Source organism: Chondrinema litorale (assembly GCF_026250525.1).
Lineage (GTDB): Bacteria > Bacteroidota > Bacteroidia > Cytophagales > Flammeovirgaceae > Chondrinema > Chondrinema litorale.
Map to the genome: position 1 here is coordinate 2718898 of NZ_CP111043.1, position 26217 is coordinate 2745114.

The 26217-nt window shown below is 33.6% G+C and carries 21 protein-coding genes; 18 read left to right on the top strand and 3 right to left on the bottom strand.

The window, feature by feature from the left end:
- Positions 1 to 447, top strand: coding sequence for a nucleoside deaminase (locus tag OQ292_RS11270; RefSeq protein WP_284682231.1), 447 nt, complete (start codon positions 1 to 3; stop codon positions 445 to 447).
- Positions 448 to 449: 2 nt separating this feature from the next.
- Here OQ292_RS11270 and OQ292_RS11275 read toward each other — a convergent pair whose 3' ends face one another.
- Positions 450 to 887, bottom strand: coding sequence for a GNAT family N-acetyltransferase (locus tag OQ292_RS11275; RefSeq protein WP_284682232.1), 438 nt, complete (start codon positions 885 to 887; stop codon positions 450 to 452).
- 180 nt (positions 888 to 1067) lie between these two features.
- Between OQ292_RS11275 and OQ292_RS11280 the strand changes: the two genes are divergently transcribed.
- The 6 genes from OQ292_RS11280 to OQ292_RS11305 all read left to right on the top strand — a co-directional run bounded on the left by OQ292_RS11280 (position 1068) and on the right by OQ292_RS11305 (position 8485).
- Positions 1068 to 1955 (top strand): polysaccharide biosynthesis/export family protein, encoded by an 888-nt coding sequence (locus OQ292_RS11280; protein ID WP_284682233.1) that lies wholly within the window; start codon positions 1068 to 1070, stop codon positions 1953 to 1955.
- Positions 1956 to 1986: 31 nt separating this feature from the next.
- Positions 1987 to 4404 carry a tyrosine-protein kinase family protein gene (locus tag OQ292_RS11285; protein ID WP_284682234.1) on the top strand — a complete coding sequence of 806 codons (2418 nt, stop codon included), beginning with the start codon at positions 1987 to 1989 and terminating at the stop codon, positions 4402 to 4404.
- Positions 4405 to 4512: 108 nt separating this feature from the next.
- A complete protein-coding gene (locus tag OQ292_RS11290) occupies positions 4513 to 5271 on the top strand; it encodes a tyrosine-protein phosphatase (RefSeq protein ID WP_284682235.1) in 759 nt (252 codons plus the stop codon).
- A 77-nt stretch (positions 5272 to 5348) separates the two neighbouring features.
- Positions 5349 to 6317: an SDR family NAD(P)-dependent oxidoreductase gene (locus OQ292_RS11295; RefSeq protein WP_284682236.1), complete on the top strand. Its 969-nt coding sequence runs from the start codon at positions 5349 to 5351 to the stop codon at positions 6315 to 6317.
- A 182-nt stretch (positions 6318 to 6499) separates the two neighbouring features.
- Positions 6500 to 7897, top strand: coding sequence for a tetratricopeptide repeat protein (locus OQ292_RS11300; RefSeq protein ID WP_284682237.1), 1398 nt, complete (start codon positions 6500 to 6502; stop codon positions 7895 to 7897).
- A gap of 60 nt (positions 7898 to 7957) precedes the next feature.
- Positions 7958 to 8485, top strand: a complete 528-nt coding sequence (locus OQ292_RS11305) for an acyl-CoA thioesterase (RefSeq protein ID WP_348970579.1) — start codon at positions 7958 to 7960, stop codon at positions 8483 to 8485.
- 130 nt (positions 8486 to 8615) lie between these two features.
- Here the strand turns inward: OQ292_RS11305 and OQ292_RS11310 are convergent, their stop codons facing one another.
- Complete coding sequence (locus tag OQ292_RS11310; RefSeq protein WP_284682238.1) at positions 8616 to 9206, bottom strand: methyltransferase domain-containing protein; 591 nt, start codon at positions 9204 to 9206, stop codon at positions 8616 to 8618.
- A gap of 101 nt (positions 9207 to 9307) precedes the next feature.
- On the opposite strand from OQ292_RS11310, the gene OQ292_RS11315 reads away from it, so the two are divergent.
- The 5 genes from OQ292_RS11315 to OQ292_RS11335 all read left to right on the top strand — a co-directional run bounded on the left by OQ292_RS11315 (position 9308) and on the right by OQ292_RS11335 (position 19535).
- Positions 9308 to 10231: a chromosome segregation protein SMC gene (locus OQ292_RS11315; RefSeq protein ID WP_284682239.1), complete on the top strand. Its 924-nt coding sequence runs from the start codon at positions 9308 to 9310 to the stop codon at positions 10229 to 10231.
- Positions 10232 to 10483: 252 nt separating this feature from the next.
- Positions 10484 to 11299: a ThuA domain-containing protein gene (locus OQ292_RS11320; RefSeq protein WP_284682240.1), complete on the top strand. Its 816-nt coding sequence runs from the start codon at positions 10484 to 10486 to the stop codon at positions 11297 to 11299.
- A gap of 82 nt (positions 11300 to 11381) precedes the next feature.
- Complete coding sequence (locus tag OQ292_RS11325; RefSeq protein ID WP_284682241.1) at positions 11382 to 17477, top strand: Ig-like domain-containing protein; 6096 nt, start codon at positions 11382 to 11384, stop codon at positions 17475 to 17477.
- A 328-nt stretch (positions 17478 to 17805) separates the two neighbouring features.
- Positions 17806 to 18567: a septal ring lytic transglycosylase RlpA family protein gene (locus OQ292_RS11330; protein ID WP_284682242.1), complete on the top strand. Its 762-nt coding sequence runs from the start codon at positions 17806 to 17808 to the stop codon at positions 18565 to 18567.
- A 155-nt stretch (positions 18568 to 18722) separates the two neighbouring features.
- Positions 18723 to 19535, top strand: a complete 813-nt coding sequence (locus OQ292_RS11335) for a nuclear transport factor 2 family protein (protein WP_284682243.1) — start codon at positions 18723 to 18725, stop codon at positions 19533 to 19535.
- A gap of 54 nt (positions 19536 to 19589) precedes the next feature.
- Here the strand turns inward: OQ292_RS11335 and hisH are convergent, their stop codons facing one another.
- Positions 19590 to 20180, bottom strand: a complete 591-nt coding sequence (hisH, locus tag OQ292_RS11340) for an imidazole glycerol phosphate synthase subunit HisH (protein WP_284682244.1) — start codon at positions 20178 to 20180, stop codon at positions 19590 to 19592.
- 185 nt (positions 20181 to 20365) lie between these two features.
- On the opposite strand from hisH, the gene OQ292_RS11345 reads away from it, so the two are divergent.
- The 6 genes from OQ292_RS11345 to OQ292_RS11370 all read left to right on the top strand — a co-directional run bounded on the left by OQ292_RS11345 (position 20366) and on the right by OQ292_RS11370 (position 26213).
- A complete protein-coding gene (locus OQ292_RS11345; RefSeq protein ID WP_284682245.1) occupies positions 20366 to 20920 on the top strand; it encodes an SRPBCC family protein in 555 nt (184 codons plus the stop codon).
- A gap of 109 nt (positions 20921 to 21029) precedes the next feature.
- Complete coding sequence (locus OQ292_RS11350; protein WP_284682246.1) at positions 21030 to 22406, top strand: amidohydrolase family protein; 1377 nt, start codon at positions 21030 to 21032, stop codon at positions 22404 to 22406.
- Between the two features lie 12 nt (positions 22407 to 22418).
- Positions 22419 to 22793, top strand: coding sequence for a hypothetical protein (locus OQ292_RS11355; RefSeq protein WP_284682247.1), 375 nt, complete (start codon positions 22419 to 22421; stop codon positions 22791 to 22793).
- Positions 22794 to 22895: 102 nt separating this feature from the next.
- Complete coding sequence (locus OQ292_RS11360; RefSeq protein WP_284682248.1) at positions 22896 to 23453, top strand: DUF2911 domain-containing protein; 558 nt, start codon at positions 22896 to 22898, stop codon at positions 23451 to 23453.
- A 99-nt stretch (positions 23454 to 23552) separates the two neighbouring features.
- A complete protein-coding gene (purU, locus tag OQ292_RS11365) occupies positions 23553 to 24422 on the top strand; it encodes a formyltetrahydrofolate deformylase (protein WP_284682249.1) in 870 nt (289 codons plus the stop codon).
- Positions 24423 to 24611: 189 nt separating this feature from the next.
- The gene (locus OQ292_RS11370; RefSeq protein WP_284682250.1) at positions 24612 to 26213 is read left to right on the top strand and encodes a CHASE3 domain-containing protein; all 1602 of its coding nucleotides are present in this window, start codon (positions 24612 to 24614) and stop codon (positions 26211 to 26213) included.
- Positions 26214 to 26217 lie beyond the last annotated feature (4 nt).

A 26217-nucleotide genomic window follows, 5' to 3' on the forward strand; every position in this document is an offset into this window, starting at 1 on the left:
ATGCAAATAGAAGGGAAAAGTGATCAGGATTTTATGAAGTTGGCTATACAAGAAGCCTTGCTTGCACCTGATCATGATGATATCCCTATTGGTGCATTGGTTGTTTGCAATGGGAAAGTTATTGGCAGAGGGCATAATCAAGTAGAAATGTTGAATGATGCCACTGCCCATGCTGAAATGATTGCCATTACCAGTGCATATACCTATTTGGGATCACGCTACTTAAATGAATGTACTTTGTATGTTACTTTGGAGCCTTGTCCGATGTGTGCTGGTGCATTAAACTGGTCGCAATTAGGCAGACTTGTTTATGCTGCTCCTGATGATAAAAGAGGTTTTGAGAAATATAACAAAGAGATAATTCACCCCAAAACAAAATTACTTAAGGGGGTTTTGGAAAGTGAATGCAGCCATATTGTAAAGGATTTTTTTAAAAAGCTAAGATAACATTAAAGTGTTTTTTCCATCCTAATAATTTGATGCCCACCTTCTAATTCTTCTTGCGAATCAGGAACTTTAGTAAAACCAAAACTCATATAAAAATTTTCTAAATAGGAATGAGGATAGAGGTACAAGAAGTTTACATCTAGGTCTTTTGCATAAGTAATTAGATTTTCTACTATTTTTTTGCCTAAACCTTCTTTTCTATGTTCTGAATGAACAGCTATTCTTGAAATATGTCCCTTGTTATCTTCAAAGTTTAATCTGCCAGTCGCTACAATTTTTTCTTCCTTTAATGCAATAAGATGATATGCTTCATCGTCTTTTCCATCCAGATCGAGTGCTTCAGGTATGCCCTGTTCTTCTGAAAATACCCTTCTTCTTAAAGAAAGTGCTTCAGATTTGTAAAGTGTGCCTTTTGCTCCTTTAAACTCGAAATTATTCATTATAAGATTCAGTAATAAACATCTAACAGATTGTATAATGAAAGATAGGAAAAGACGTTAGTTTTCTGAAATTTTTTTCAAAAATACTACAGTTGGAGGATGTTACTACCTCTTTAATTTTTTTAGCTATGGCATTTTCTGACGAAATCTTTCTCTCGGCAAGTGTTTAAATTTTTTGAGATGTCATTATTCTATCGTCGAAGTAAAAAACTAAATATACTCAGACTTTTTTTACTCGTGTTGTTAAGTTCTTGTGGAAGCATTAAGCAAAATATTCTTTTTAAGACAGAGTCTTCTGTAAACGAAGATGTGTTTAAACATTCTTTTGAAAGTATTACAGCAAACTACAAGATTCAAGTAAATGATAGAATAGCAGTTTCGGTGTTTACTAACAAAGGGGAGCGATTGGTAGATCCAAACCACGAGTTCAACATAGGTTCTGCTCCAGTTGAGAGGGCAACAGGTTCTGGCATGAGTGGTAATCAGTCACAAATGCAAAACAATACTAACTCCCTAAGAGAGCTAGCTATCTCTTCCAACAACATGTCACCAACTTCTTATCTGATAGAACAAAATGGTACGGTTAATTTACCAATGGTTGGAGAAATAAAGTTGGAAGGTTTAACCCTGAAAGAAGCAGATAATTTACTAGCAGAAAAATATACAGCTTTTTATGAAGCACCTTTTGTAGTTACTCAGTATCAGAATAAAAGAATAGTCTTAATGGGGGCTTTGGGTGATCAGGTAATTCCATTAAGAAATGAGAATATGACTTTGCTAGAAGTTTTGTCACTTGCAGGTGATGTACAAGCAAGATCGAAACCAAGTAATATAAGATTAATAAGAGGACCGTGGGATGCACCCTCAGTTAAAATTATAAATCTAACTAGTATAAGCAATATTAAAGATGCTAATATAATTGTGGAGCCTAATGATATAATTTATGTTGAACCTAGAAGAAGAATTGATAGAGAAACTATTCAAGATTTCAATATCATTTTTACTCCAATAACTACCCTAGTTACGCTTTCGGTAACCATGTTACTTTTAATAAAGGAAGCTAAATAAACTAAAGTTTATTCTACAAAAATTAACACAGATGTCAGAAAGCAGATACCAGCAAATGCAAGTTGAAGAGGCTGAAGATAATAGTCTACTCAATCAGTTTAATCCTGGTAAGGTATTGTTTGTAATAAGAAAAAATCTGTTTTTTCTAATATTTATTTTTACGCTTGCTATGGCTGGTATTTTCTTGTTTCTGAGATATACCAAGCAAACATTTCAGGCAAACTCACTATTAAAACTTGAGTTTAAAAGTTCAACTCAATTCTTAGGTCTTGATGTAGGTCCATTTAATAGCGGTATTGATGCCATTAATATGGCTGGTGAGATCGAACTTATTCGATCAAAGCTAATCTATTCTGATGTGATAGATAAAGCCAAGTTAAGAGTTTCGTATTTTACTGATGGCGAATTGTTAAGTGATGAAAAATATTTATCATCTCCATTTTCAGTAAAGTATCAAATTAAAGATACTAGAATTCAAGGTCAGCCAATCTACATAGATTTTTCAGAAGACTATAAAGAGTATAAGCTCAGATATGATCTCGGTAAAGAGAAACAAGAGCATCAGGGTAAAGTTGGGCAACCCCTCGAAAACGAAAGGTTTACTTTAGTAATTGATATAGAAAAACCCAGTGAAACAAAAGTTTTAGACGAACCTTTATTTTTTATTATTCATTCAGACGAAAGTTTGTATGGCTATTTGGCAGAAAACCTAGAAGTTACGGTTGAAAACCATGTAGCGAATACAATGAGTATCTCCTTTAAAGACCACCATCCGGCAAAGGCTAAAAGCATTGTTGAAGCCGTAAATGATACTTATTTGATAAAAACAATAGATAATAAAAATAAGGTGTATGAACAGTCAATAACCTACCTAGATCAACAACTTACACTTATTAGAGATACATTAATCTATTTTGAGAAAGAGATGGAAGTGTATGCCTCCAAAGGTAAGGTATCTAAAGATGAGGATGTTTTTGATATTATAGATAAAATTGATGCCCTGCAAGAAACTAAAGCAGGTCTATTATATGAATTGAGCCAATATGAAAAACTAAATCAACTATCTAAAACAGATACAGGTCTTTCTCAAATGGCTGTGTTGTCTACTATTCTTAATAATCAGTATTTAACAGAAATCGTAAATCAGCAGATTCTATTAGAAGATAAAGTAAATAGAATTGAAGGTTATTATAAATCATCTACTACAGCTTTTAAACAAAACCAGAGTCAGGCAGAAAGACTTACTACACAGTTACAAGAAACTATTAAAACAAGTCGAGAATCATACGATAAAAAAATTGCAACTCTAGACAAAAAAATAAGAATGCTTGAAGTGTCTATGAGGGAAAATGGAGAAGAAGACGCTGAGTTTAAAAAGCTGAATAGATTCTATAGTTTCTATGAAAACGTATTTAATACAATACAAGAAAAGAAAATTGAAATAGGTATTGCTAAAGCAGGTACTGTTGCAAACTTTCGAGTACTTTCTCCTGCATCGGTTTCTAATATCCCTATTTATCCAATTCCAACAAATGTATATTTAATAGGTGTTGTAACTGGCTTAGGTATTTGCTTTATATTTATTCTTATTAACTATTTACTTCAAAATAAAATAAATAATCTAAAAGAGGTAGAAAACTTGTGTCATGCGCCAATTCTAGGAATGGTTCCTAAATACAAGAAGGAAGGAATGGAGTTTTCTAAATTGATTGTTGATAAAAACCCAAAATCTGCAATTAGTGAATCATTAAGATCAATTAGAACCAACCTTGACTTTTTTGTAAATGGCCCTCAAAAAAAGGTGATTTCTGTAACCTCTACAGTAAGTGGTGAAGGTAAAACATTTATTGCACTTAACTTAGCTGGTATTATTGCTTTGTCAGATAAAAAAGTTTTATTAGTCGATCTAGATTTAAGAAAGCCTAAAGTGCATATTGCCTTTGATAATGAAAATAATAAAGGCGTATCGTCTATTCTAATTGGGAGGTCTTCAATCAAAGAAAGTATTAATAAGAGTGATATTGATACACTCGATTTTATAACAGCAGGACCAGTTCCTCCAAATCCTTCTGAATTAATACTATCTCCAAAATTCGATGAGTTTCTAGAAGAATTGAAAGGGATGTATGATATAGTTATTTTTGATACTCCACCTGTAGGCTTGGTAACTGATGGGGTTATCGTAATGAAGAAAGTAAATATTCCTGTATATGTTTTAAGAGCAGGTGTTTCTAAATTATCTTATCCAGAAAATATAAATTCATTAATTGAGGTAAATAGGTTCAATCACTTATCTGTTATACTAAATGCTGTAGATACTCAAAATTCTTACGGTTATGGAGGAGGTTATGGTGGTGGCTATGGCTATGGTTATGGTTATGGATACGGCTATGGATACTACGATGAAGATAAAAAAGAAAATTGGTGGAGTTTCTTAAAAAAGGAATAGTTTTTTCTCTAATTAGAAATAGTTATTGATATCCAAAAAACTATTAAAGTGTTGTATTTCAAGATTTCTTGGGATATAATGCAATATAATTGATGAAGAAACTACCATATGTTTTCAATATTCGGAAAAAAGAAAAACAATAAACTAAATTTAGAAGACATCCCACAGATTCATGCAGACATGCACTCCCATGTTTTACCAGGACTCGATGATGGATCTCCAAATATAGAAACCTCACTAACACTTGTAAAATCGTTAATGAAAATGGGGTATAAGCATTTAATATGCACTCCTCATGTTATGAGCGATTTTTATAAAAACACCCCAGAAAAAATAAAAGCTGCACTTAAAACGCTTCGAGAGGCTGTAAAAGAACATGAACTAAATGTTACAATTGAAGCATCAGCAGAATACTACCTCGATGAAATTTTTATAGAAAACCTGGAAAAAGATACTGAGTTTTTGAGTTTCGGCGATCATAATTATTTATTATTCGAAACTTCATTTTTAAACCCAAGTGCTTATTTAGAGCACGCAATCTTTTTAATGCGTTCTCGTGGTTTTCAACCAATTTTAGCTCATCCAGAGAGATATGCTTATTTTTTTAATAAATACGAGAAGCTCACAGCATTAAAAGAAAAAGGAGTGGTATTCCAAGTAAACATTAATTCATTATCTGGATATTATTCCAAAGATTCTCAAAGAATCGCTGAAAAGTTGATTGATGATCAACTAGTATCTTTTCTTGGTACAGACTGCCATAATACAAAACATATAGCTGCATTAGAGAGATCTCGCCAAAGTCCGTATTTCCTTAAAGCTTACAATCAAGTGATTCTTAACAACACCTTAAATGCAGCAAGTTAATCACATCTAAGAGATTATTATTTTTCCTCATTCTTAATTCATAGTTTTGTAGTGATTGTAAAACTTTTAGGAGTTATATGCACTACTATATTACGGGATGTAATGGTTTAGTGGGTAGTTACATTGCCCGTAAATTATTGGAAAATGGTGCCACTGTATCGGCATTAAAAAGGAAAGACAGTGATCTCTCATATATTAATGATATATCGGATCAGATTAAATGGCATGAAGGTGATATTTTAGATGTTCTTTCATTAGAGGCTGGTATAAAAGAAGCTGATTATGTAATTCACTGTGCAGGCATGGTGTCATTTTTACAGGCTGATTTTGCAAAGATGTTCAAAGTGAACGTAGAGGGAACAGCCAATGTGGTAAATACTTGTCTAAAATATACTGGTAAAAAGTTATTATACATCAGTTCAATTGCTGCATTGGGCAATACTATTCTTCCAGAAATTATTAATGAAACTAAGCAATGGGATAATTCAGCCATGAACTCAAAGTATGGCTTAACCAAGTTTATGGGCGAAGAAGAGGTGTGGCGAGGAAATGCAGAAGGTTTAGATGTAATTGTTATTAATCCATCTGTGGTCTTGGGAAGAGGTAATTGGAAGAAGTCAAGCCTTACAATGTTTGATTATATCTCTACAGAGCCTTTGTTTTATCCTGAAGGGAATGTAAATTATGTCGATGTAAGAGATTTAGCAGACTTAGTTATGCAGCTAATTGATCAACAAGTTTTAAACGAAAAATTTATAGCCAGTGCAGGCTGCATATCTTATAAAGATATGTTAGAACAGATTTCTCTAAAATTGAATAAAAGACCTCCGAAATATAAGTTGAACAACTTTTTCGCTTTTACAGCACTTACCACAGGCAAAATTAAAGGTTTTTTTACAGGTCAGTCTTCTACAGTTAGTAAAGAATTAATAAAAAATTCAAAGAGGATGACTCAATATAGCAATGAAAAAATAAAGAAAAACCTTTCTTTTACTTTTAGAAATTTAGATACTACTTTAGATTGGATTGCGAATTCAGTGAACTAGTTTTCTTTTGTAACAATTATTATATTTATCTTACTTTAAAGAAAGTAAGTATTCTGTAACTGGATAACATGAATGAGTAAAACTGGCAATTTGGCAGGTTTACTTTTTAAGGTTCACAGATTGATTAAAGAAATCAAGGGTAATTTGATTTATATAATCTATACCAATTTTAATTCAACTAGATGGCAGATAATACAGATAAAAAATCTGAATTACAGGAAACGGTCTCAATGTTTGAGCAAATGCTTGAAAGCAACCGCTTTTCTTTTCTTGATGAGAATACTTTTGAAAAATTAATTGAGCATTATACACAGGTTAATTCCACCGATAAAGCTTTAAAAGTATGTGAAATTGCATTAGAGCAACATCCTTATTCTTTAGAGCTAATTTTACACAAGGCAAATGTACTTTCGTTAAGTGGTGATTTTATAGAAGCTACCAATACTATTTCAAGAGCTGAGATGCTACATCCTTCAGACCCTGATTTATTATTGCTTAAGGGAAACATGCTTTCTATGGCAGGCAATTATGCAGAAGCTATAGAGTGCTATGAGTCTGCGCTTACCAATTCAGACGAGAAAGATGAGTTGATGTATAATATTGGATTTTCATATCAATCTTTAGGAAGATATGAACTGGCTATCCAGTATTACATGAAGGCATTAAGATTGAATATGGCAAATGAAGATGCCGTTTATGAATTGGCTTTTTGTGTAGAAGAAGCAGACAGTGCAAATAAGGCTGTAAAATTCTTTGAAAAAATAATCGATGAGGATCCATATGCTGCTTTGGCTTGGTATAACCTTGGTATTATTTATAATAAAATTGGTGATTTTGAAAAAGCTCAGGAAGCATTTGATTATGCAACCTTAATAGATAAGCATTTTGGCTCGGCATATTTTGGTCAGGGAAGTGCATTAATGAATTTGAGAAAATTTGATGAAGCATTTCAAACTTTTCAAAAAGCATTAGAGTTTGAGGGACCAGACGCTGAAATCTACTGCTATTTAGGAGCTGCTTCAGAAAAAATGGCTAATTATAAAGAAGCTATCAGCTTTTATAAGTTGGCAATTGACGAAGACGAAGATTATGATGATGCTTGGTTTGGTATGGGTATCTCGCTCATAAAGCAAGAGAAATGGATGGAAGCAATCCATTTTCTTAGAAAAGCAATTGCCTTAAATGAATATAGTGATGAGTTTTGGTTGGCACTTGCAGAAGCCGAAGGAAACATAGGAAACGATCAATCTGCGATGGAAGCTTATGAGAAAGCTTGTGTGATTAACCCTGATAACCCTGATCTTTGGTTAAGCTGGTCTATGTTTTATTATACTATGGATGAAGCCGAAAAAGCACTTGAAATAGTCTTAGAAGGTTTAAGCGAACTACCAGACCAAATAGAACTTATATACAGAGCTTGCGCTTATTGCTTTGCTTGTGGAAAGTTTCAGGAAGGTTACCATTTTCTAGAAACAGGTATTATTATAGACTACGATAAGCATACATTATTGTACGATTTCTTTCAGGATAACGAAACTCGTAAAACTATCGCCAAATTTGTAAACAAGCTCAAAGACTAAAAGTCTGCAATACCATATTTAATATACATTCTACAAAGTAATAGCAGAAGGAATACTTCTATGTTTAAATCATTCGATCCAGATCAGGAGTACCAAAAACTAACAGAATCTAAAAGTGTAATCCGTTTTCAGGACTGTGATCCTTTAAGGCACTTAAATAATGCAAAATACTTTGATTATTTTTTTAATGCCAGAGAAGATCAAGTACTAGAATTATATGAAATATCTCCAGGAGATATTTTTAATAAGTTTGGAGCTGGCTGGGTAGTTTATCAACATCAGATTGCTTATGTGCGACCTGCAATGGTAGGTGAGACAGTCAAAATTATGTCAAGATGTATTTACTACGATGAAGATACATTGATCGTAGAGTACTTTATGACTGATATAAAAAGGAAGCAATTGAAAACGCTTTTATGGACAACACTTAAGTTTATAGAAGTAAAAACAGGTAAGAAAACACCTCACCCAGTTCCGATACTCAATTTTCTAAAGGCAGTTACAGATACACGCTTTGATAAAGCGAATACAGATATTAATTCTCGTATAAAAGAGATAAAAGAGGAGTTAATAAATTACTCCTCTTAAGAATTGTTTTCCTTTTTCTTGTGTAATTTTTTGTTGTAACGCCAATCAAGAAAATAACCACCTAATGGGAATAGGGTACTTGCTACCACTATAAATATGATTAGAAATACAGTATCACTCATAATTAATCTTAGCTTTTTTGAAGTAATATAAACAGTTCTCTATCTTTTCTTGGTGCTATACTGTTATAGCATGTTTCAAATTTCAGAAATTTATAGAGATCTTTAAAATAAGAAATATATTCTTGTTTATTTCCACCAAACGGAGGATGATCAGTATTGAGAGGATCGTTAAAAAGTAAACCACATAGTTTACCTGTATCGTTCAGCAGTTGATGCATTTTCTCAGCATAATTTTTCCTGAAAGTTGGTGTAATAGCACAAAAGAAAGTTTGTTCTATTATTAGATCAAAGAAACTTTCGTAATCTAAGTCAAAGAAATTTTTCTCAATTAAGTGATCTTCTGGGAAATCTGGTACTCTTTTTCTTAAATTAGCGATTGGAGCTGGAGCTATATCTACTACATAAATATTAACAAACCCGGAGCGATGCAAGTATTCTGCTTCATGTGAATTACCTGCTCCCGGAATAAGTATTTTAATTTTTTTATCGGTTAACTGGTCAAAGTATTTTTTTAATGGAAGGGAAACATAGCCAATGTCCCAACCAGTTTTATTTTCTGAATACTTATCATTCCAGAAGTCTTTAAGGTTTTGATTCATAGTTGTTTAATTTGCTTTGAATAGCTAAAAAGCCTTGAAATCAACCCATAATACATTAATTTTACATCAAATTTAGTAATAGAAACAGAAACAATCAGGCAATGGCAGAAACTGAAAATAAGGGAAAGGTAAACAACAGAATGGTTCTTATAGTTGCCGTCCTTGTAATTCTCGCAATTATTAATGGAATTCAGTACTATATGGCGCTTCAGAGCGAGAAAAAGAACAAAGAATTAATAGAAAGTAAAGAGTTACAACTGGTTGCTACTTACGCTAGGCTCGATTCAATTTCTGGGCAATTGAATCTCAAAATTCAGGAAATTGAAAGATTAGGTGGCAATATCGATTCCTTATTAATTGTAAAAGAACAGTTAGAGCGAGAAAAAGACGAATTGAAGCTTTCAAGAAATTTAGCTCAGGAAAGATATAATAAGATTCAAGATAAAATTGAAGGTTATGAGTCGCTTCTTAAGAGGAAAGATGAGGAAATAGTGAAGTTGAAAGAAGTGAATAAAGCATTGCTAACAGAGAATATTGACCTGAAAACGCAGAAGAATGAGCTAAATCAGGAAATAAATACATTACAAGCCGAACGAGGTAAATTACAGGAAAAAATAAATGTTGCAGCTACATTAGGTGCCGAAAATATTAGCTTTTTTGCCATAAACGATCGAGGGAAAGTAAGAGATGGAGATGAGTTTAAGTCAAAACAGTTGGATAAGCTCAAAATTACTTTCAATGTTGAAGACAACCCATTAGCAGAAGTTGGAGCAAAAAATATTATATTAAGAATTATAGAGCCAGAAGGTTCTGCTTTATACAATGTAGCAGCAGGTTCTGGTACTTTTGATTATAATGGTGAAGAAGTTTTCTATACTTCATCTAAAGAAATCCTTTTTGATAACTCAAATCAATCAGTAGCTTTTGAATACGAAAAAGGAAGTGAATTTAAAAAAGGAAGACACAAAGTAGAGCTCTATTCAGAAGGAGCTTTAATTGGACAAGGTTATTTTATAGTTAAATAATATTTGACAAGGAGTTAGTTTTTAATTAATTTCGAAATAGCATTATCTAGAGAACTTATTTGAAATTTTCACTATCCGAATCCTTTCATTAGAAAATACTAAGCACAAGTCATTGGCATAACACCAATGGCTTTCCATTTCATTATCAAAGCAAATTATCCTTAACATATTAAACTAAGTGTGTTTCTGAAATTTGTTTACTGTTTTTCAATGGTTGGCACCTAGCCATTGTATTCTTATTTTCTATGAATAATGGTTGATTTTTTCGAAAAGAATGCCTCTTTAATCAAATTAATTGTGATCTTTTTTTTGAGCTTTACTACTTGTTCAGATAGCGGTAGTACTGTTACTCCAGATCCCGAACCGGAGCCAGAAGAGCCAACAAAAGGTATATTGGTTTTCTCAAAAACTAATGAGTTTCGCCATAATTCCATTCCAGATGGTATTGCTCTCATTGAAGAAATCGGCGACTCTCACAATCTACCAGTTACTGCTACAGAAGACTCTACCATGTTTAATGCAGATACACTTAGTAATTATAAAGTCGTAGTTTTCTGTAGTACTACAGGTACAAATCTTCTTAATAGCACACAAAGAATAGCTTTTGAAAATTTTATAAAAGCAGGAGGAGGTTTTGTAGGAATTCACTCTGCAACAGACACTTACAGAGATGGTAGCTGGCAATGGTATAATGAATTAGTTGGTGCCATTGTTCAGATAAATCCATACCATACACCCAACGACCATGTAGGTACAATTCAAAATAACGATACCGATAATCCAATAACTACCCACTTGGGAACCACATGGGAAAAAACTGATGAATTTTATTACTGGAAATTAAATGGTGGTTACCTTTTTGATGAAAATATTACTTTACTAACAGTAGAAGCAACAGGTAATAGTTCTTACGACGAGCAAAGGCCTGTATGCTGGTACAAAGAATATGATGGAGGCAGATCATTTTATACTTCTCTAGGGCATAACAGTGTAGACTATAAAAGCGGTGAGAAGTTTAAAGAACTCATAGAAAATGCCATTCTATGGGCGGGTGATATGCTACCATAACTCATTAATGGAGATAAATTAAAATAAAACTAACTGAGCCTGTCATTCAAAAGCAGGTATTTTTATCTATTAATAACTGAGAATGCTGAAACTATACAAACGCTTTAATACTAAAGCTATAAAGTTTTTTATAATCGCTTTTCCGCTTGTTTTTTCTTATCTGTCAAATTCTTTACAAGCAAAACAAACTGATCCATTTAAAGTATTAGTATTTACTAAAACTAATGGGTTTAGACATGCCTCAATAGAAACCGGAGTTAGTATGCTTGAAGACCTCGGTACTACCAATAATTTTGAAGTAACGGCAACAGAAGATAATACACTTTTTACTTCAGAAACACTTCAAGATTATCAAGTAATTATATTTTGTAATACTTCAGGTGATGAATTACTAAGTGCTGAAGGTCAGGCAGCAATGGAAGAATTTATTCAAGGTGGTGGTGGGTTTGTTGGAATCCATGCAGCTACAGATACTTATAGAGATAAAAGCTGGCCTTGGTATAATGATTTAGTTGGAGGAATAGTACAGGTATCGCCTAACCACACAGATTCAGACTTTGAAGGTACCATGAATGTACTCATTGCAGATCATCCAATAACAGCACATATAGAAGGTACTACATGGACAAAAACAGATGAATACTACTATTGGGAGTTGAACGGAGGCGAATTAAGTGATGACAATACCAATCTCTTAGAAGTACAATCTACTGGGACTGAAACTTATGATGTAGCCAGACCAACTACATGGTGCAAAGAATATGACGGAGGACGCTCATTTTATACTTCACTAGGGCACGATGAGACAAGTTACACAGATGATGAAGTTTTTAAGCAACTTATAGCTAATGGAATATTGTGGGTGGCTAACATCCAAGAGGAAGAAGAAATACCTACTTTCCAGTTAACAAGCCCTATTGATGAAGCTGTTTACTCAGAGTTAGATGAAATAGCTTTGAGTATTGAAGGTTCAATCACTTATGATCAGGTAGATGCGGTTGAGTATTATGCAAATGAAACACTTATTGCTACTTTATCTGAAGGAGATTTATATCAATACACATGGACCTCGCCTGAGGTAGGCGCCGCAGATATTTATGCCAGTGTACAAGTTGGAACTGATACATATATTACAAATACAGTCTCTATTACTGTAAATGCTTTTGAGCCCACTCTATCCATTATTAATCCTACTGATGGAGCTGAGTTTTATGATTATGATACCATTGCAATAGCGTTATCGGCTGATACAGGAACCTATACTATTGAAAGTGTAAGTTATTTGTTGAATGATGGAGCTGAAATACTATCAACCTTGACCGAAGGTGAGTTATTGACTTATACTTGGGATACTTTAGTAGCCGGTGAATATACCTTGTCTGCATCGATGTTATTGAGCAATGCCGAAACTGTAACATCTGAATTAGTTAATATAACTGTTACAGCATTTGAACCTAGTTTGTCCATTTTTAGTCCTGCTACAGATTCTGAGTTTTTTGATTATGAAACAATCGAAATTGAGCTAGCAGTTGATACGGGAGTATATACAATTGGAAGTGTGAATTATTTATTAGGTGATGGTTCTGATACATTGGCAACCTTAAACGAAGGCGAGTTATTGACATATACTTGGGACTCTTTAGTGGCTGGTGATTATAGCTTGTTTGCTTCAATGTTATTAAGTAATGAAGAAACTTATTTTTCCGATCCAGTTGCTTTAAAAATTAATGGTTTTGAATCAAGTCTAACTTTTATCACTCCAACAGATAGTAGTACTTTTAGTGAAAGCGAAGATATATCAGTCACATTAAGTGCAGAAACTGGTGAAGCTGAAATCAGCAGTGTAAGTTATGTAATAGACGATACAATCAGGTCAACTTTAACCGAAGGAGAATTACTTGTCTACGATTGGACCTTACCATCAGTAGGCGAGCATAGCTTATCTACCTTTATGTTATTAGATGCAGTAGATACGGTATATTCAGACACGATTATAGTAACCGTAACTCCCTTTGAGCCAAGCTTAACAATTGAATCACCTTTGGACAGTAGCTCATACAGCGAAAGTGAAGATATTCCAATTAGTTTACTTGCCGAAACAGGCCGCTCTGAAATCAGCAGTGTAAGTTATGTAATAGACGATACAATCAGGTCAACTTTAACCGAAGGAGAATTACTTGTCTACGATTGGACCTTACCATCAGTAGGCGAGCATAGCTTATCTACCTTTATGTTATTAGATGCAGTAGATACGGTATATTCAGACACGATTATAGTAACCGTAACTCCCTTTGAGCCAAGCTTAACAATTGAATCACCTTTGGACAGTAGCTCATACAGCGAAAGTGAAGATATTCCAATTAGTTTACTTGCTGAAACAGGCCGCTCTGAAATTACAAGTGTAAGTTATGTAATAGACGATACAATCAGGTCAACTTTAACCGAAGGAGAATTACTTGTCTACGATTGGACATTGCCATCAGAAGGTGAACATAGCTTATCTACCTTTATGTTATTAGATGCAGTAGATACGGTATATTCAGATACAATTACAGTAACCGTAACACCATTTGAACCAAGCTTAACGATTGAATCACCATTAGACAGTAGTTCATACAGTGTCTTAGAACCTATTACTGTCAGTTTGCAGGTTGAAACAGGTAGGTCTATATTAAACAGTGTAAGTTATGTTGTGGATGATACTGTAAGAGCGACACTCACAGAAGGTGATTTGTTTACTTATGAATTAGAAACTCAAGCACTGGGAGAGCACAGCCTATCTGCTTATATGTTAATTGATGATACTTTAACAGTTTACACTGATACCATATTAGTAAATGTAGTTCCTTTTGTTGCTAGTTTAAATATTCAGAGTCCATTAAATGATGCTTCTTTCTCAGAAGATGACGAGGCTATTTTGATTGAGCTAGTAGAAAATATTGGAGAAGATACAGTAAATACTGTGAGGTATTATGCAGATGAAGAACTGATAGGTACTAAAGATACATTAGACTTTTTTCAATATAGTTGGACAGAGCTAACAGCTGGTCAGTTTGTATTAAGTGCTCAAATGGCTTTGGCTTCGGGAGATACCATTTATTCCGATAGTGTTACTATTAATGTTCTCCCTGTAAATGCATCGGTTTCTATTATTTCTCCAGCATCTGGAAGTAGCTTTGAAGCTCCTGCTGAGATTTTAATTGAAACAGAAATTAGTATTCCTGAGGAGTTGATAGAAAAAGTTATCTTCTATCAGGGAGAAACAGAAATTGCTGTAGATTCTATAGCACCATTTAATTACAGTTGGACAAATGTGCCAATAGGAGATTATGTATTAACTGTAGATGTAATTCAAAACGATGGTCAAGTTATCAGTTCAGGTCCTAAAACCATCACTGTAGAATCTTTAAATAACTACAAAACATATAGAATCGAAGCAGAAGAATTTGTACTCAATACTTTCCAAGTGGAATCAGGAAGTTATGCTTCTAATGGCAAGTATATAGGAATTCTGTCTGGTGAAGCTGGTACAGAAGGAGACGGTACATACATCTTTGAGGGGAATACAGATACTTATAAACTTACTATTGGTATTTTCGATGAAAACGATGGTACATCGGAAGTAACTGTAGGTGTAAATAACGATCATATAGCTACAATAGAATACGATGATACAACAGGAGAAACTGTGCCAAGCAGTAACTCTTTCAGAGAGATTCTACTAACTGATGGGTTGTTACTCAACAATGGAGATACAATTAAGATATCTGGAATGAGAACTACTTACGAACATGCCAGAATCGATTATTTCGATTTAGAATCGACCACTATTGTTAATCAAGCACCTCAAATATCATTAACTAGTCCAGAAGACAGTAGTTATTACGAAGAAGATGCTACAATTATATTATCTGCAAGTGCAAGTGATCCTGATGGAGTTGTAACCAGAGTGGAGTTTTATCAGGGAAGTGTATTGCTATCTGTAGATAATACCGAACCTTACACTTATAACTGGGCAAATGTGCAAGAGGGGAATTATCAAATTAAAGCCATTGCTTATGATGAGTCAGGTGGAGTTACAGTTTCAGATGAAATTACTTTAATAGTAGAGAAGCCGCCAGTGGTTTGTAATACAGATTATGCAGATAATGATGGAATGGTAATTATTGAAGCAGAATCTGTCGAACTTTCTACCAACTGGAAAGAGAGAACTATTTTATCAGATTATACAGGAGCTTCTTATTTGCTTTGGAATGGTGATGATTTCTTTACTGGCCCAGGGCCAGAGGTACTAACTTATAATTTCACTATTCAGGAGCCGGGTACATATCAGGTAGTTTGGAGAAGTTATAACACCATAGGAAATATTGCTTCAGAAGATAACGATAGCTGGTTAAGGTTTCCAGAAGCTACGATGTATGCTAGTGATGGAAGTGATAAGGTATATCCGGCAGGTGGATATGGTTTGCCAACAAATGCTACTACAGTTTCAGAAAGTACTGATGGTTGGTTTAAGGTGTACATGTCTGAGTTAGATAAATGGAGTTATCAAACTTATACATACGACAATAATCCACATACTATTTATGTGGAGTTCACAGAAGCAGGCCAATATTCTTTCGAAATAGCAGGCCGTTCAAAAGGGCATGCAATAGATAGAATCATTCTCTTCCAATCTTCGGTTTCATTTGCGGATGCTACTAATACTAGTAATGAAGAAACTTTCTGTGAAGGTGTAGATATTAACCAAAAACCATCAGTGCAAATTACAAGTCCAGATAATAGCTCTTTTTATCCTTCAAATGCTAGTATACAAATAATTGCAGATGCATTTGATACTGATGGCTCAGTTACCAAAGTCACTTTTTATGCAGGAGATCAGTTACTCACAGAATTAACCGCGTCTCCATATAGATATACTTGGGAAAACGTACCAGATGGAATCCATTATCTTACTGCTAGAGCTACAGATAATGAAGGCGCCCATGTTATCTCATCTGCGATAACTGTAAATGTGGGTGATGATCTTCAAAATATGGAGCCAGAAGGCTCTATTATTAGTCCGATAGATGGGAGCCGATTCGATATTGGAACCTCATTTACCATTCAGTCTCTAGCTTCTGACGAAGATGGTAGTGTAAAAAGAGTTGAATTCTATTATAATGGCCAACTGCTAAATATAGACCAAACAGCTCCTTACCGATTTGATTGGGAAACTACAATTTCAGGCAGATATGATATTAGTGCCAAAATTGTAGATAATCTGGAAACCTATTCTTATACAGATACAATCACTATTTATATAAATGCGATTCCTGGTAATTTACCTCCGGTAGTAAGTATTACTTCACCAGATGATAATATGACATATGCGAGTGGAGATTCTGTAATTATTACTGCAGATGCCAGCGATCCAGATGGTAAAGTAAGATCAGTAGAATTCTACATTGGTGGAATTAGAGTAGGTACAGATAATACTGCTCCATACGAGTATTATTGGAGCACACCAGAAGAAGGGGCTAGCTCTGTTTTTGTGAAAGCAATAGATAATCAGGGAGCAAGCTCAAATAGCCAGTTAATTAGTATTCTGGTGGGAGATGTGGATAATTCAGGTGGTTCTGGGCAGGCAATTGTTTTTACATCTCCATCTAGTGATACCACAGTAGCTTTAAGTGCTTCGGTTACTTTGAGAGTAGCAACTAATCCTGATTTAGATATTGATCTGGTTACATTCTTTATGGATGGAGAAAATATAGTGGAAGATGCTTCTAAGCCATTTAATTTTACGCTGTCATTCCCATTCGAAGGAGTATATAGTATAAGAGCCAGAGCTTTTGACGATTTAGGAAATACTTATATTTCTAATGAGATTAAAATTGGTGTTAATCAAAGTCCAACAGCAATAGATAAAGAGAATGCTCAGGAGATAGGCTTTCATCTATATCCTAACCCTTCAGAAGATTTAGTATATCTTACTCAACAACTTCCTTCCAACACAAATTACGAAGTTGCCGTAGTAGATATGACTGGAAAAACCCTACTGAATGAGAAGTATTTGAAAAAATCTTCTGGCGAGGAAGTGAAAACTTTAAATATTTCTTCTTTTAAAACAGGGATTTACATTGTTTATATCAAAACAAATAAGTCCGTATATATCAATAAGTTACAAAAGAAGTAGGCTTTTTTTAATTGAAAAAAGAGCAAATGGTATAAGTATTGCGCTTAATACAGATGTAAGGTTTTTGTGTAAATTCCATAACCTTAAATTGTATTAAGCGTATTTATCATAAATGTTTCTGAATATGAAGATACATATTAAATGAAATCAGATGTAAGATTTTAATAATGTATCAACACAAACCATCCTAACAGAAAATTCTAAAGATATAATCAATCCTACAGCTTAACTCAAACATAAAAGGCTAAATGCCTTAATGGGAAAGCTATATACTAACAATAGAATTTAGATTAACAATCAGTAATAATTAAACCAAATAACTCCTATTATGAAACCTTATTTTTTAATCACGTCATTCGTATTGTTGCTGTTTAATATGTCTTTTGCAGACATTAAAGCAGATTATCATTTAGGCTACAAAGAAAATGGACAGGCTTCTTATTACGGAAAGCAATTTCATGGAAGGTTAACTGCAAACGGGGAAAAATATAACATGTATGCACTTACTGCTGCCCATAAAACAATTCCCTTTAATAGTTTAATTAGAGTAAGAGACTTGGAAACAGGCCAAAGCGTAATTGTGAGAGTAAACGATAGAGGTCCTTTTGTAAAAGGTAGAGTATTAGACCTATCATTAGGTGCAGCACGTGAAATAGGTATGATCCAAAAGGGTGTTGCAAATATTGAAATTGAAGTACTACGAGTAGGTATTGGTGATGAAGATCCAGTAGTATCTGCTAAGCCCGAATCGAAACCAAAAACCCAGCAAGGTAAGGCTGTAAATGCTAAAGAGAAAACAAGCAATAAAAAAGATGGTACTTATAGTATTTGGGGTACCGAGAAAAAAGCTAAAGGATTTGGTATTCAGCTTAATTCATTTACTTCTAGCAAGCAAATGCTAACTAGTGCTAAAAAAGCCAGAGCACAAGGTTTAGAAGACTTATATGTACAATTAGTTACAATGAATGGGAAACAGTACTATCGTTTGTTGTACAAGGCAGAATCTAATAACAAACATCTGCAAAAAGAGCTAAGACAAGTTAAAAAAGCAGGTTACAAAAATGCTTTTATTAGAGAACACAAAGCTTAAAATATTTTACAGCGTAAAGCTTTTAGGAGAAAGACCAGTGGTTTTTCTCCTTTTTTTTTATGCCAATTAAATAAGTTTTGTAAATGTCTGTTAAAGAAGTGGATGACAATTAAATCATATTCCCAAAAATGTTAACGATGATGAAACACCCAATCATGAAAAAAACACTTAGTTTGTTAATACCGGTTTTACTTTTTGTTACAACATTATTTGCCGGTTCTAATCCAGAGGAGGAGGCAGCGCTTAATAGTTTGATTTTGAGTTCTACCAAAGAGCTTTCAGACTACCACAAAACGAAAAATAAGAGTGCTGTTCTTCGTCATTTCCACGAAAAAATGATAATAGATTTTACATATATAAGTATAAGCGGCAAAGTAAGAACTGAACGAATAGATTTTAATGAAATGGCTGCTCATCTCGAAGAGATTGCTCATAACAAAATGGGTAGTACGCATGATGTTGAAATTATGAGAACTTTTGTAACTGGCGATATTGGAGTAGTAAGCTTCACAGAGGATTATGAAATGAAATATGGAAACGAAGTGCTTAACAAAGGGTCTCAACTTGTAACAGCAACAGCTAAAAAGTTTGGTCACGAGTGGAAAATCATCAGAATGACAGTAGTAGAAGTTGAAAATGAGAAAATTAAAGGAACTTGTCTTTGTGAGTTATATTCAGGTGAGGGTACAAATGGCAACTATATTGCAAAAACTACATCTCCTGGTGGTAAAAGCTACAATTCAGAAATGATGCATTTCACTTTTAGAAAAGAAGACAGGGTAAAAACTATTGTAAAGATGGAAGATACTACTTACTTATGGGAAAATAGCTTTGCAATTTGGACAACCAACCACAATGGCGATAAAGAAAAACAAGTTGGTCAGGCTGCTTCAGAAGCGGAAGTAATTAAGCACTTGGTAGGTATCGAGTTTAAAGATCACTGCACTGAACTTGTACTTAGAAAATAATCTTACAATGAATTGATAAAAAAGAGCTTGTCTGCATGCAGACAAGCTCTTTTTTTAATTACATTTTTCTATAAAATTCTGTAAAATTTTTGAGCCTACAGTACTGCTTTTTTCTGGGTGAAACTGAGCCGCATAAAAATTATCTTTATGTAACGCTGCACTAAAAGGAACACCATAGTCAGCAGTAGCAATAGTTTGCTGGCTTAATTCGGTATAATAACTATGTACAAAATAGACAAATGAGTCTTCTGGCAAATCTTCAAAAAGAGGACTTTTTACTGAGTGGATGTTATTCCAACCGATTTGAGGCACTTTTAAGTTTTCTGTGGGAAACTTCTTTACATCCAAATCAAACACGCCTAAACAGTCTGTATTATTCTCCTCAGAATGCTTACATAAAAGCTGTTGCCCAACACAAATGCCAAATACTGGTTGTTTCAGTTTAGGAATTACCTCATCTAGTTTTTTTACTTTAAGGCTTCTCATGGCAGCGTTTGCTTCGCCTACACCAGGAAAAATAACTTTATCAGCCGATTGCAAAACTTCATGGTCATCTGTAAGAATAGGATCTATTCCCAAGCGATTTAAGGCATAAATAACCGATTGAATATTTCCCGCATTATATTTTACCAGAGCTATTTTCATTGTTTCTAAATTCTTGTTGCCTTACAAAGTTTAAAACTTTTTTTGTCAATTCTTACACTTCCGATAAAGTAATACACAGATAAATAGTAAAGTCATAAATTTTAGTCCATAAATCCTTTACGATGTGCGTTTTTTACTTTGTTATAAAAATATTATCTTGTTTCATATCCTAAATTTTTTCAAATATGCAAGCACTCAAAAAAATCGGTATAGGCATTGGAGTTCTGGTTGTATTACTTTTATTAGTTGGTTTATTTCTACCCGAAGATTCTTATATGCAGCGTCAAATAGTAATAAATGCTCCCATAGAAACTGTATTCGAAGAAGTAAACGATTTTAAAAATTGGGAAAAATGGTCTCCTTTTGTGGCTATGGATCCAACAATAAAAATAACATATGGTGCAGAAACTGTTGGTAAAGGTGCAAGTTATAGTTGGGATGGAGAAGAGACTGGTTCAGGAGAACAATTTATTTTAGACTCTTCGCCAAATCAAACAATAGAAACTAAAGTAATATTTATTGAAGGTGATTCCGAATCTATGGGATTTGGACATTGGCAGTTTAAAAGTGTAGAAGATGGTGTAGAAGTAACATGGGGCTTTAGTACTACTGCAACATCTTATTTTGAAAAATACTTTGGTGTATTAATGGATCCATTTCTTGGAGGTATATTTCAAGATGGACTCGAAAGTCTAAAAAAAGTAACCGAAGCAAAAGCCTTAAATGTTTCTCTTAACTAAATATATGATTGGAGTTTAAAGCTGATTTTTCGATTTACCAGAAGCCTTAATTTTAATCTAATCGGTTTAATTATCAAATTTGCGAAAAATTCACTTCAATATATTCATAATGAAAATATTCTACTTTTTAATATTTATAGGCTTTATCTCTGCATGCAATACTCCCAAAAATGAAAAAATCTATAATCAAGATCTTGCACTAATAAAAGATGTAAATGTATTAGATGTAAGAACTGGCGAAATCCTGAAAAATAAATTTATTCTAATTGGTGGAGGTGAGATAATAGATATACTGGACGAACAACCAGAATCTAAAGAGATAGAAACAGTAATTGAGGCTTCTGGTAACTTTTTAATGCCCGGTTTGGCTGAGATGCATGCACATATCCCTTCTCCTGATTGGGGCAGAGAAAATTACGAAGAAACTTTGTTCTTATATCTTTCAAATGGAGTAACTACCATAAGAGGTATGCTTGGGCATCCTTTGCATTTGGAACTCAGAGAGAAGGCTTTAAAAAATGAAATATTGAGTCCGAGAATTATCACTTCAAGCCCTTCTTTTAATGGAAATACTGTACCAACTCCCGAAGATGCTGTAGAAAAGGTAGTAGCTTATAAAGAAGCTGGTTATGACTTCTTAAAGTTACATCCAGGTATTAAAAGAGAGGTTTTCGATACTTTAGTAAAAACTGCGAAACTAGTAGATATTCCATTTGCAGGTCATGTTTCAATTGATGTGGGCATTAGACATGCTTTAGAAAGTGGCTATGCGACTGTAGACCATGTTGATGGTTTTATTGAAGGTTTGGTGCCAGAAGGAAAAGGTCTTGATCCAGCTTCAAATGGTTTTTTTGGATATAATTTTACTAATGAGGCAGATACTAATTTGATTAGCGAATTAGTAGAAATGACTAATACCTATGGTGTTTGGGTGGTACCGACACAAAGTTTGTTTATGAGATGGTTTTCTCCAACTGATCCTGAGCAACTTGCTTTAGAAGAAGAAATGAAATACATGCCTAAAAGAACTTTGGAGAGTTGGGTAAATAGTAAGAAAAACCTCATTTCTGATCCTGAGTTTAGTGCAGAAAAATGGGAGGCTTTTAATGCAATTCGTAAATCGTTGATCTATCAATTAAATAAAAAAGGTCACGGACTTTTGTTAGGTTCTGATGCACCACAAGTTTTTAACGTGCCGGGCTTTTCTATTCAACATGAGTTAAAAGGAATGTTAGATGCAGGTTTAACACCATTAGAAGCGATACAAATTGGCACATTAAACCCAGCAACCTATCTAAATATGGAAGGTAAATTAGGCGAAGTAGCCATAGGTGCAAGTGCCGATTTTATTATGTTGGAAGCTAATCCTCTTGACGATATGGATATTCTAAAAAAGCCAGCAGGAGTAATGGTAAGAGGGCAATGGTTGTCTAGAGAAACTCTAGATAAAAAACTTGCTGAAATTGCCAGAAGTGCTGAGCAGTAAGATAAATACAATATGAAAACCGACTTAACTGAAATTCAAAATACATTAAAAAATTTGATGCGGGTACATGTGCCTCCTTTGCAAATTAGAAAAGACAATGAAAATGTATTTGAATTAGCAGGGACAATAGAAGCGATGCAAGGTAAGCAAAAGGTAGATGGATATTATTTTGCAAGTGTAGTTCCGAAACCAAAAGATATTAGGTTATACTTTTTCCCTATTTATACGCATGTCGCACAGTTCGATTCTATGTCTGATGCGCTTAAAAAGTTTCTAAAAGGTAAAAGTTGTTTCCATATAAAAAAGCTAAGCCCAGAATTGAAAGAAGAAATTGCTCAAATGATCAATTTAGGAGTAGAACTGTATAAGACGGATGGATTAATTTAATACGACTGTTAGAACTTGTTTTGCCCATTTAAAGTTATGGAGTAGCATTTTTTGCGAATTTTGTAAACTTTTTATTTTAACTGAAACGATTCTTACCGATTTATGAAAATTTTATCGCTATTTTTTTTATTGACACTATCATTCTGTTTTTCTAATGCACAAGCACAATCTTTTAGAGGTTTAGATAAAAGCCCATTAGATGTTGCCTATTTTCCAGATAATTTTGCGCATGACAGAAAAGCAGGAGATGAACCAGTAATGAAAGTTACCTATAGTAGACCTCAAAAAAACAACCGTGAAGTAGCAGGTAATTTAATCCCTTACGGAAAAGTATGGAGAACTGGTGCTAATGAAGCCACAGAAATTAAACTATTTAAAGATGTTACTTTTGCTGGCAAAAAATTGGCTAAGGGTACTTATTCAGTATTTTCTATTCCAAGTGAATCTGAATGGACAATTATTTTTAGCTCAGACTTAGACTACTGGGGTGCTTACAAATACGACGAGTCAAACGATGTGTTAAGAGTAAGTACAAAAGCATCTAAAGGCTCAAAATCTGTTGAAGCATTTACTATTCAGTTTGAACAGGATGGTTCAGGTAAAGGAGTAATGAAAATGGCTTGGGATGAAGTTTTAGTAGAATTACCTTTTACTTACTAGAATTTTTGTATTAATTCATAAATAAAAAATGCCTCTAAACTACTTAGAGGCATTTTTTATTCCATAACATTTATATTAGTAGGTTCAAAATTATAAGTTATGAAGGGCGAAAATATTAAATTTCTTATCCAGACAGATGATAAAAAAGGATTGATTAGTCATATTACATCTTTTTTCTTTAACCTCGATCTTAATATCCTGAGCTGTCAGCAGTTTACAAATACTATCCATCAGCAATATTTTATGCGTATTTGTCTGGATGCTGCAGATTTAACATTCTCAAGAGAAGAGCTGGAAACTAAATTTAGTGCATTGGCAAAACAGTTAAATTTAAACTGGTCTGTACATTATAGTGAAGACATTACTAATGTGGCAATTATGGTTTCTAAACCAACCCATTGTTTGTACGATTTGTTGGAGAGGCACCGTGAGGGTTATTTAAAATGCAATATTCCATTAGTTATCAGTAATCACCTAGATTTAAAATATATAGCTGACCAATATGATATTCCTTATGTGCATTTACCCATAAGTAAAGCCACAAAACCACAACAAGAAACACAAGTAGTTGAGCTTCTCCAAAAGCATAATATAGAGCTAATTGTGCTTGCCAGATATATGCAGGTACTTTCTGCCGATTTTATAGATAAATATCCTCAGCAAATAATCAATATCCACCATGCATTTTTACCGGCTTTTCAAGGAGCAAATCCTTACTTAAAGGCATATGAGAGAGGTGTGAAAATGATTGGGGCAACTGCTCATTATGCAACAAAAGATTTAGATGAAGGGCCAATTATAGAACAAGATGTAGAACGGGTATCTCACGAAAGTACACCTCAAAACCTAAAAAGAATTGGAGCTGATATTGAAGCTATTGTTTTAGCCAGAGCAGTTAACAGTCATCTTGAAAATCGTGTAATTGTAACAGGAAATAGAACCATCGTTTTTCCAGAAACTTCAGCATAAAAGTAAAAAGCTTAGCAACGTACTTCCTATATAGCAATATAACTTAGTGTAAGTAAGGCAAATTGATTCTCAATTAGATGTTAATTTTTCTATTATTTAAAGAAATAGTCATAATAAAACAGCTGTAAATACTTTTCTAAGGAAAGCTTTTTATAAGCCTCAAAAGTTTTTACTTAGATTACAAACCTTATGTTCACTAAGCTTAAGAACCATTTTACAACAAAGTTATACTCTGTATTCCTCGGCATCATTCTTATCCTTGTTGCATTAAATGTGTTTTTTATAATTTCATTAAAAGTTCATCAAGCTTCAACAGATACTCAATTAAAGCAGATGGATCAGGTAATGACTTATAAAAATAACTTTCTGTCTTATCTAAATAGCCTAGATATGGGAGTAAGAGGTTATTTATTAACCGATAATCCAGCTTTTATAGAAACTTATAAAAGTACTAAAAGGAGCCAGGCAAATGAGTATAATTTACTTGATTCTGTATTGCGTGAATTAGATTATAGACCAGCAAAACTTAATATGGTTAAGCAGGAGCTTAATGATTATTATGACCTAATGTGGAAAGTAATAGAACTGAGGCAAAATGGAGATATGGAAGCCGCAGTTGACATTATTAAGCAAGACAAAGGTACTCCATTATGGGAGAAATATGTGACGTTTTCTGATCCGTTTAATGAGTATATGGCTAAAGAAAATGCACGTATAGTAAAAGATAGAGAGGTACTTATTTCGATTAATATAACATTACAAATATTATTAGGCTTATTGGGTATTCCCATTCTCTTATTAGTTATCTACCTAATTCATTCTCAAAATAAGAAAAATGTTGACCTAATAGTCTCTTTACAAGAAAAGAATAATGAGCTAATATTCAAAGAGTATATAGATAAAACAAAGACACCAGATGCAGGTGTAGTAGTAAAGAAATTAATTGACAATATTGAAAATTCATCTCATTTTGTTGAAGAGATAACAAAGGGAAATTTTACAGTGCAATGGGAAGGAATGGATGGAGATAAAAAGTTAATGAATGATGGAACTCTTGCCGGTAAATTAATTCAAATGAAAGAAACCATGTTAAAAGTTCAGGAAGAAACTGAATATAGATCATGGTTTAATAATGGAGTAACACAACTTACAGATACACTTAGAACATATCAGGATAACCCAGAAGAATTGTTTGATCAGGTATTGATGTTTATTGTAAAATACCTAAAAGCAAATCAAGGTTCATTGTTTATTCATGATAGTGAGTCTAATAAACTGGTATTAAAAGCTTGTTATGCATTTAACAGGAAAAAATATTTACAGAAAGAAGTCGCTCCGGGTGAAGGTTTAGTAGGTCAGATATTTTTAGAAAAAGAGCTGTTGCATTTAAGAAACCTTCCGAAAGATTATACTACTATTTCTTCTGGCTTAGGTGATTCGAAACCCGTAACACTCATTATAGTTCCTCTAATAAATAATGATGAAGTCTTGGGAGTGATGGAATTGGCTTCGTTCAAAACCATGGATAAAGAAACCGAAAACTTCTTAATTAAGGTTGCAGAAGTGATAGCTTCTAGTTTGTATGTGTATCAGAATAATGAGAAAACAAGAAAACTATTAGAGGTATCACAGATACAGGCTGAGGAACTTCGTTCTCAAGAAGAGGAAATGAGACAAAACTCAGAAGAACTACAGGCAACTCAAGAAGAGATGACACGCCAAAAAGAAGAATTGGAAAAAGAGTTAGCAGACCTAAGGGCTAAGCTTTCTTATGAAGAAACAAGTAATTAATTTT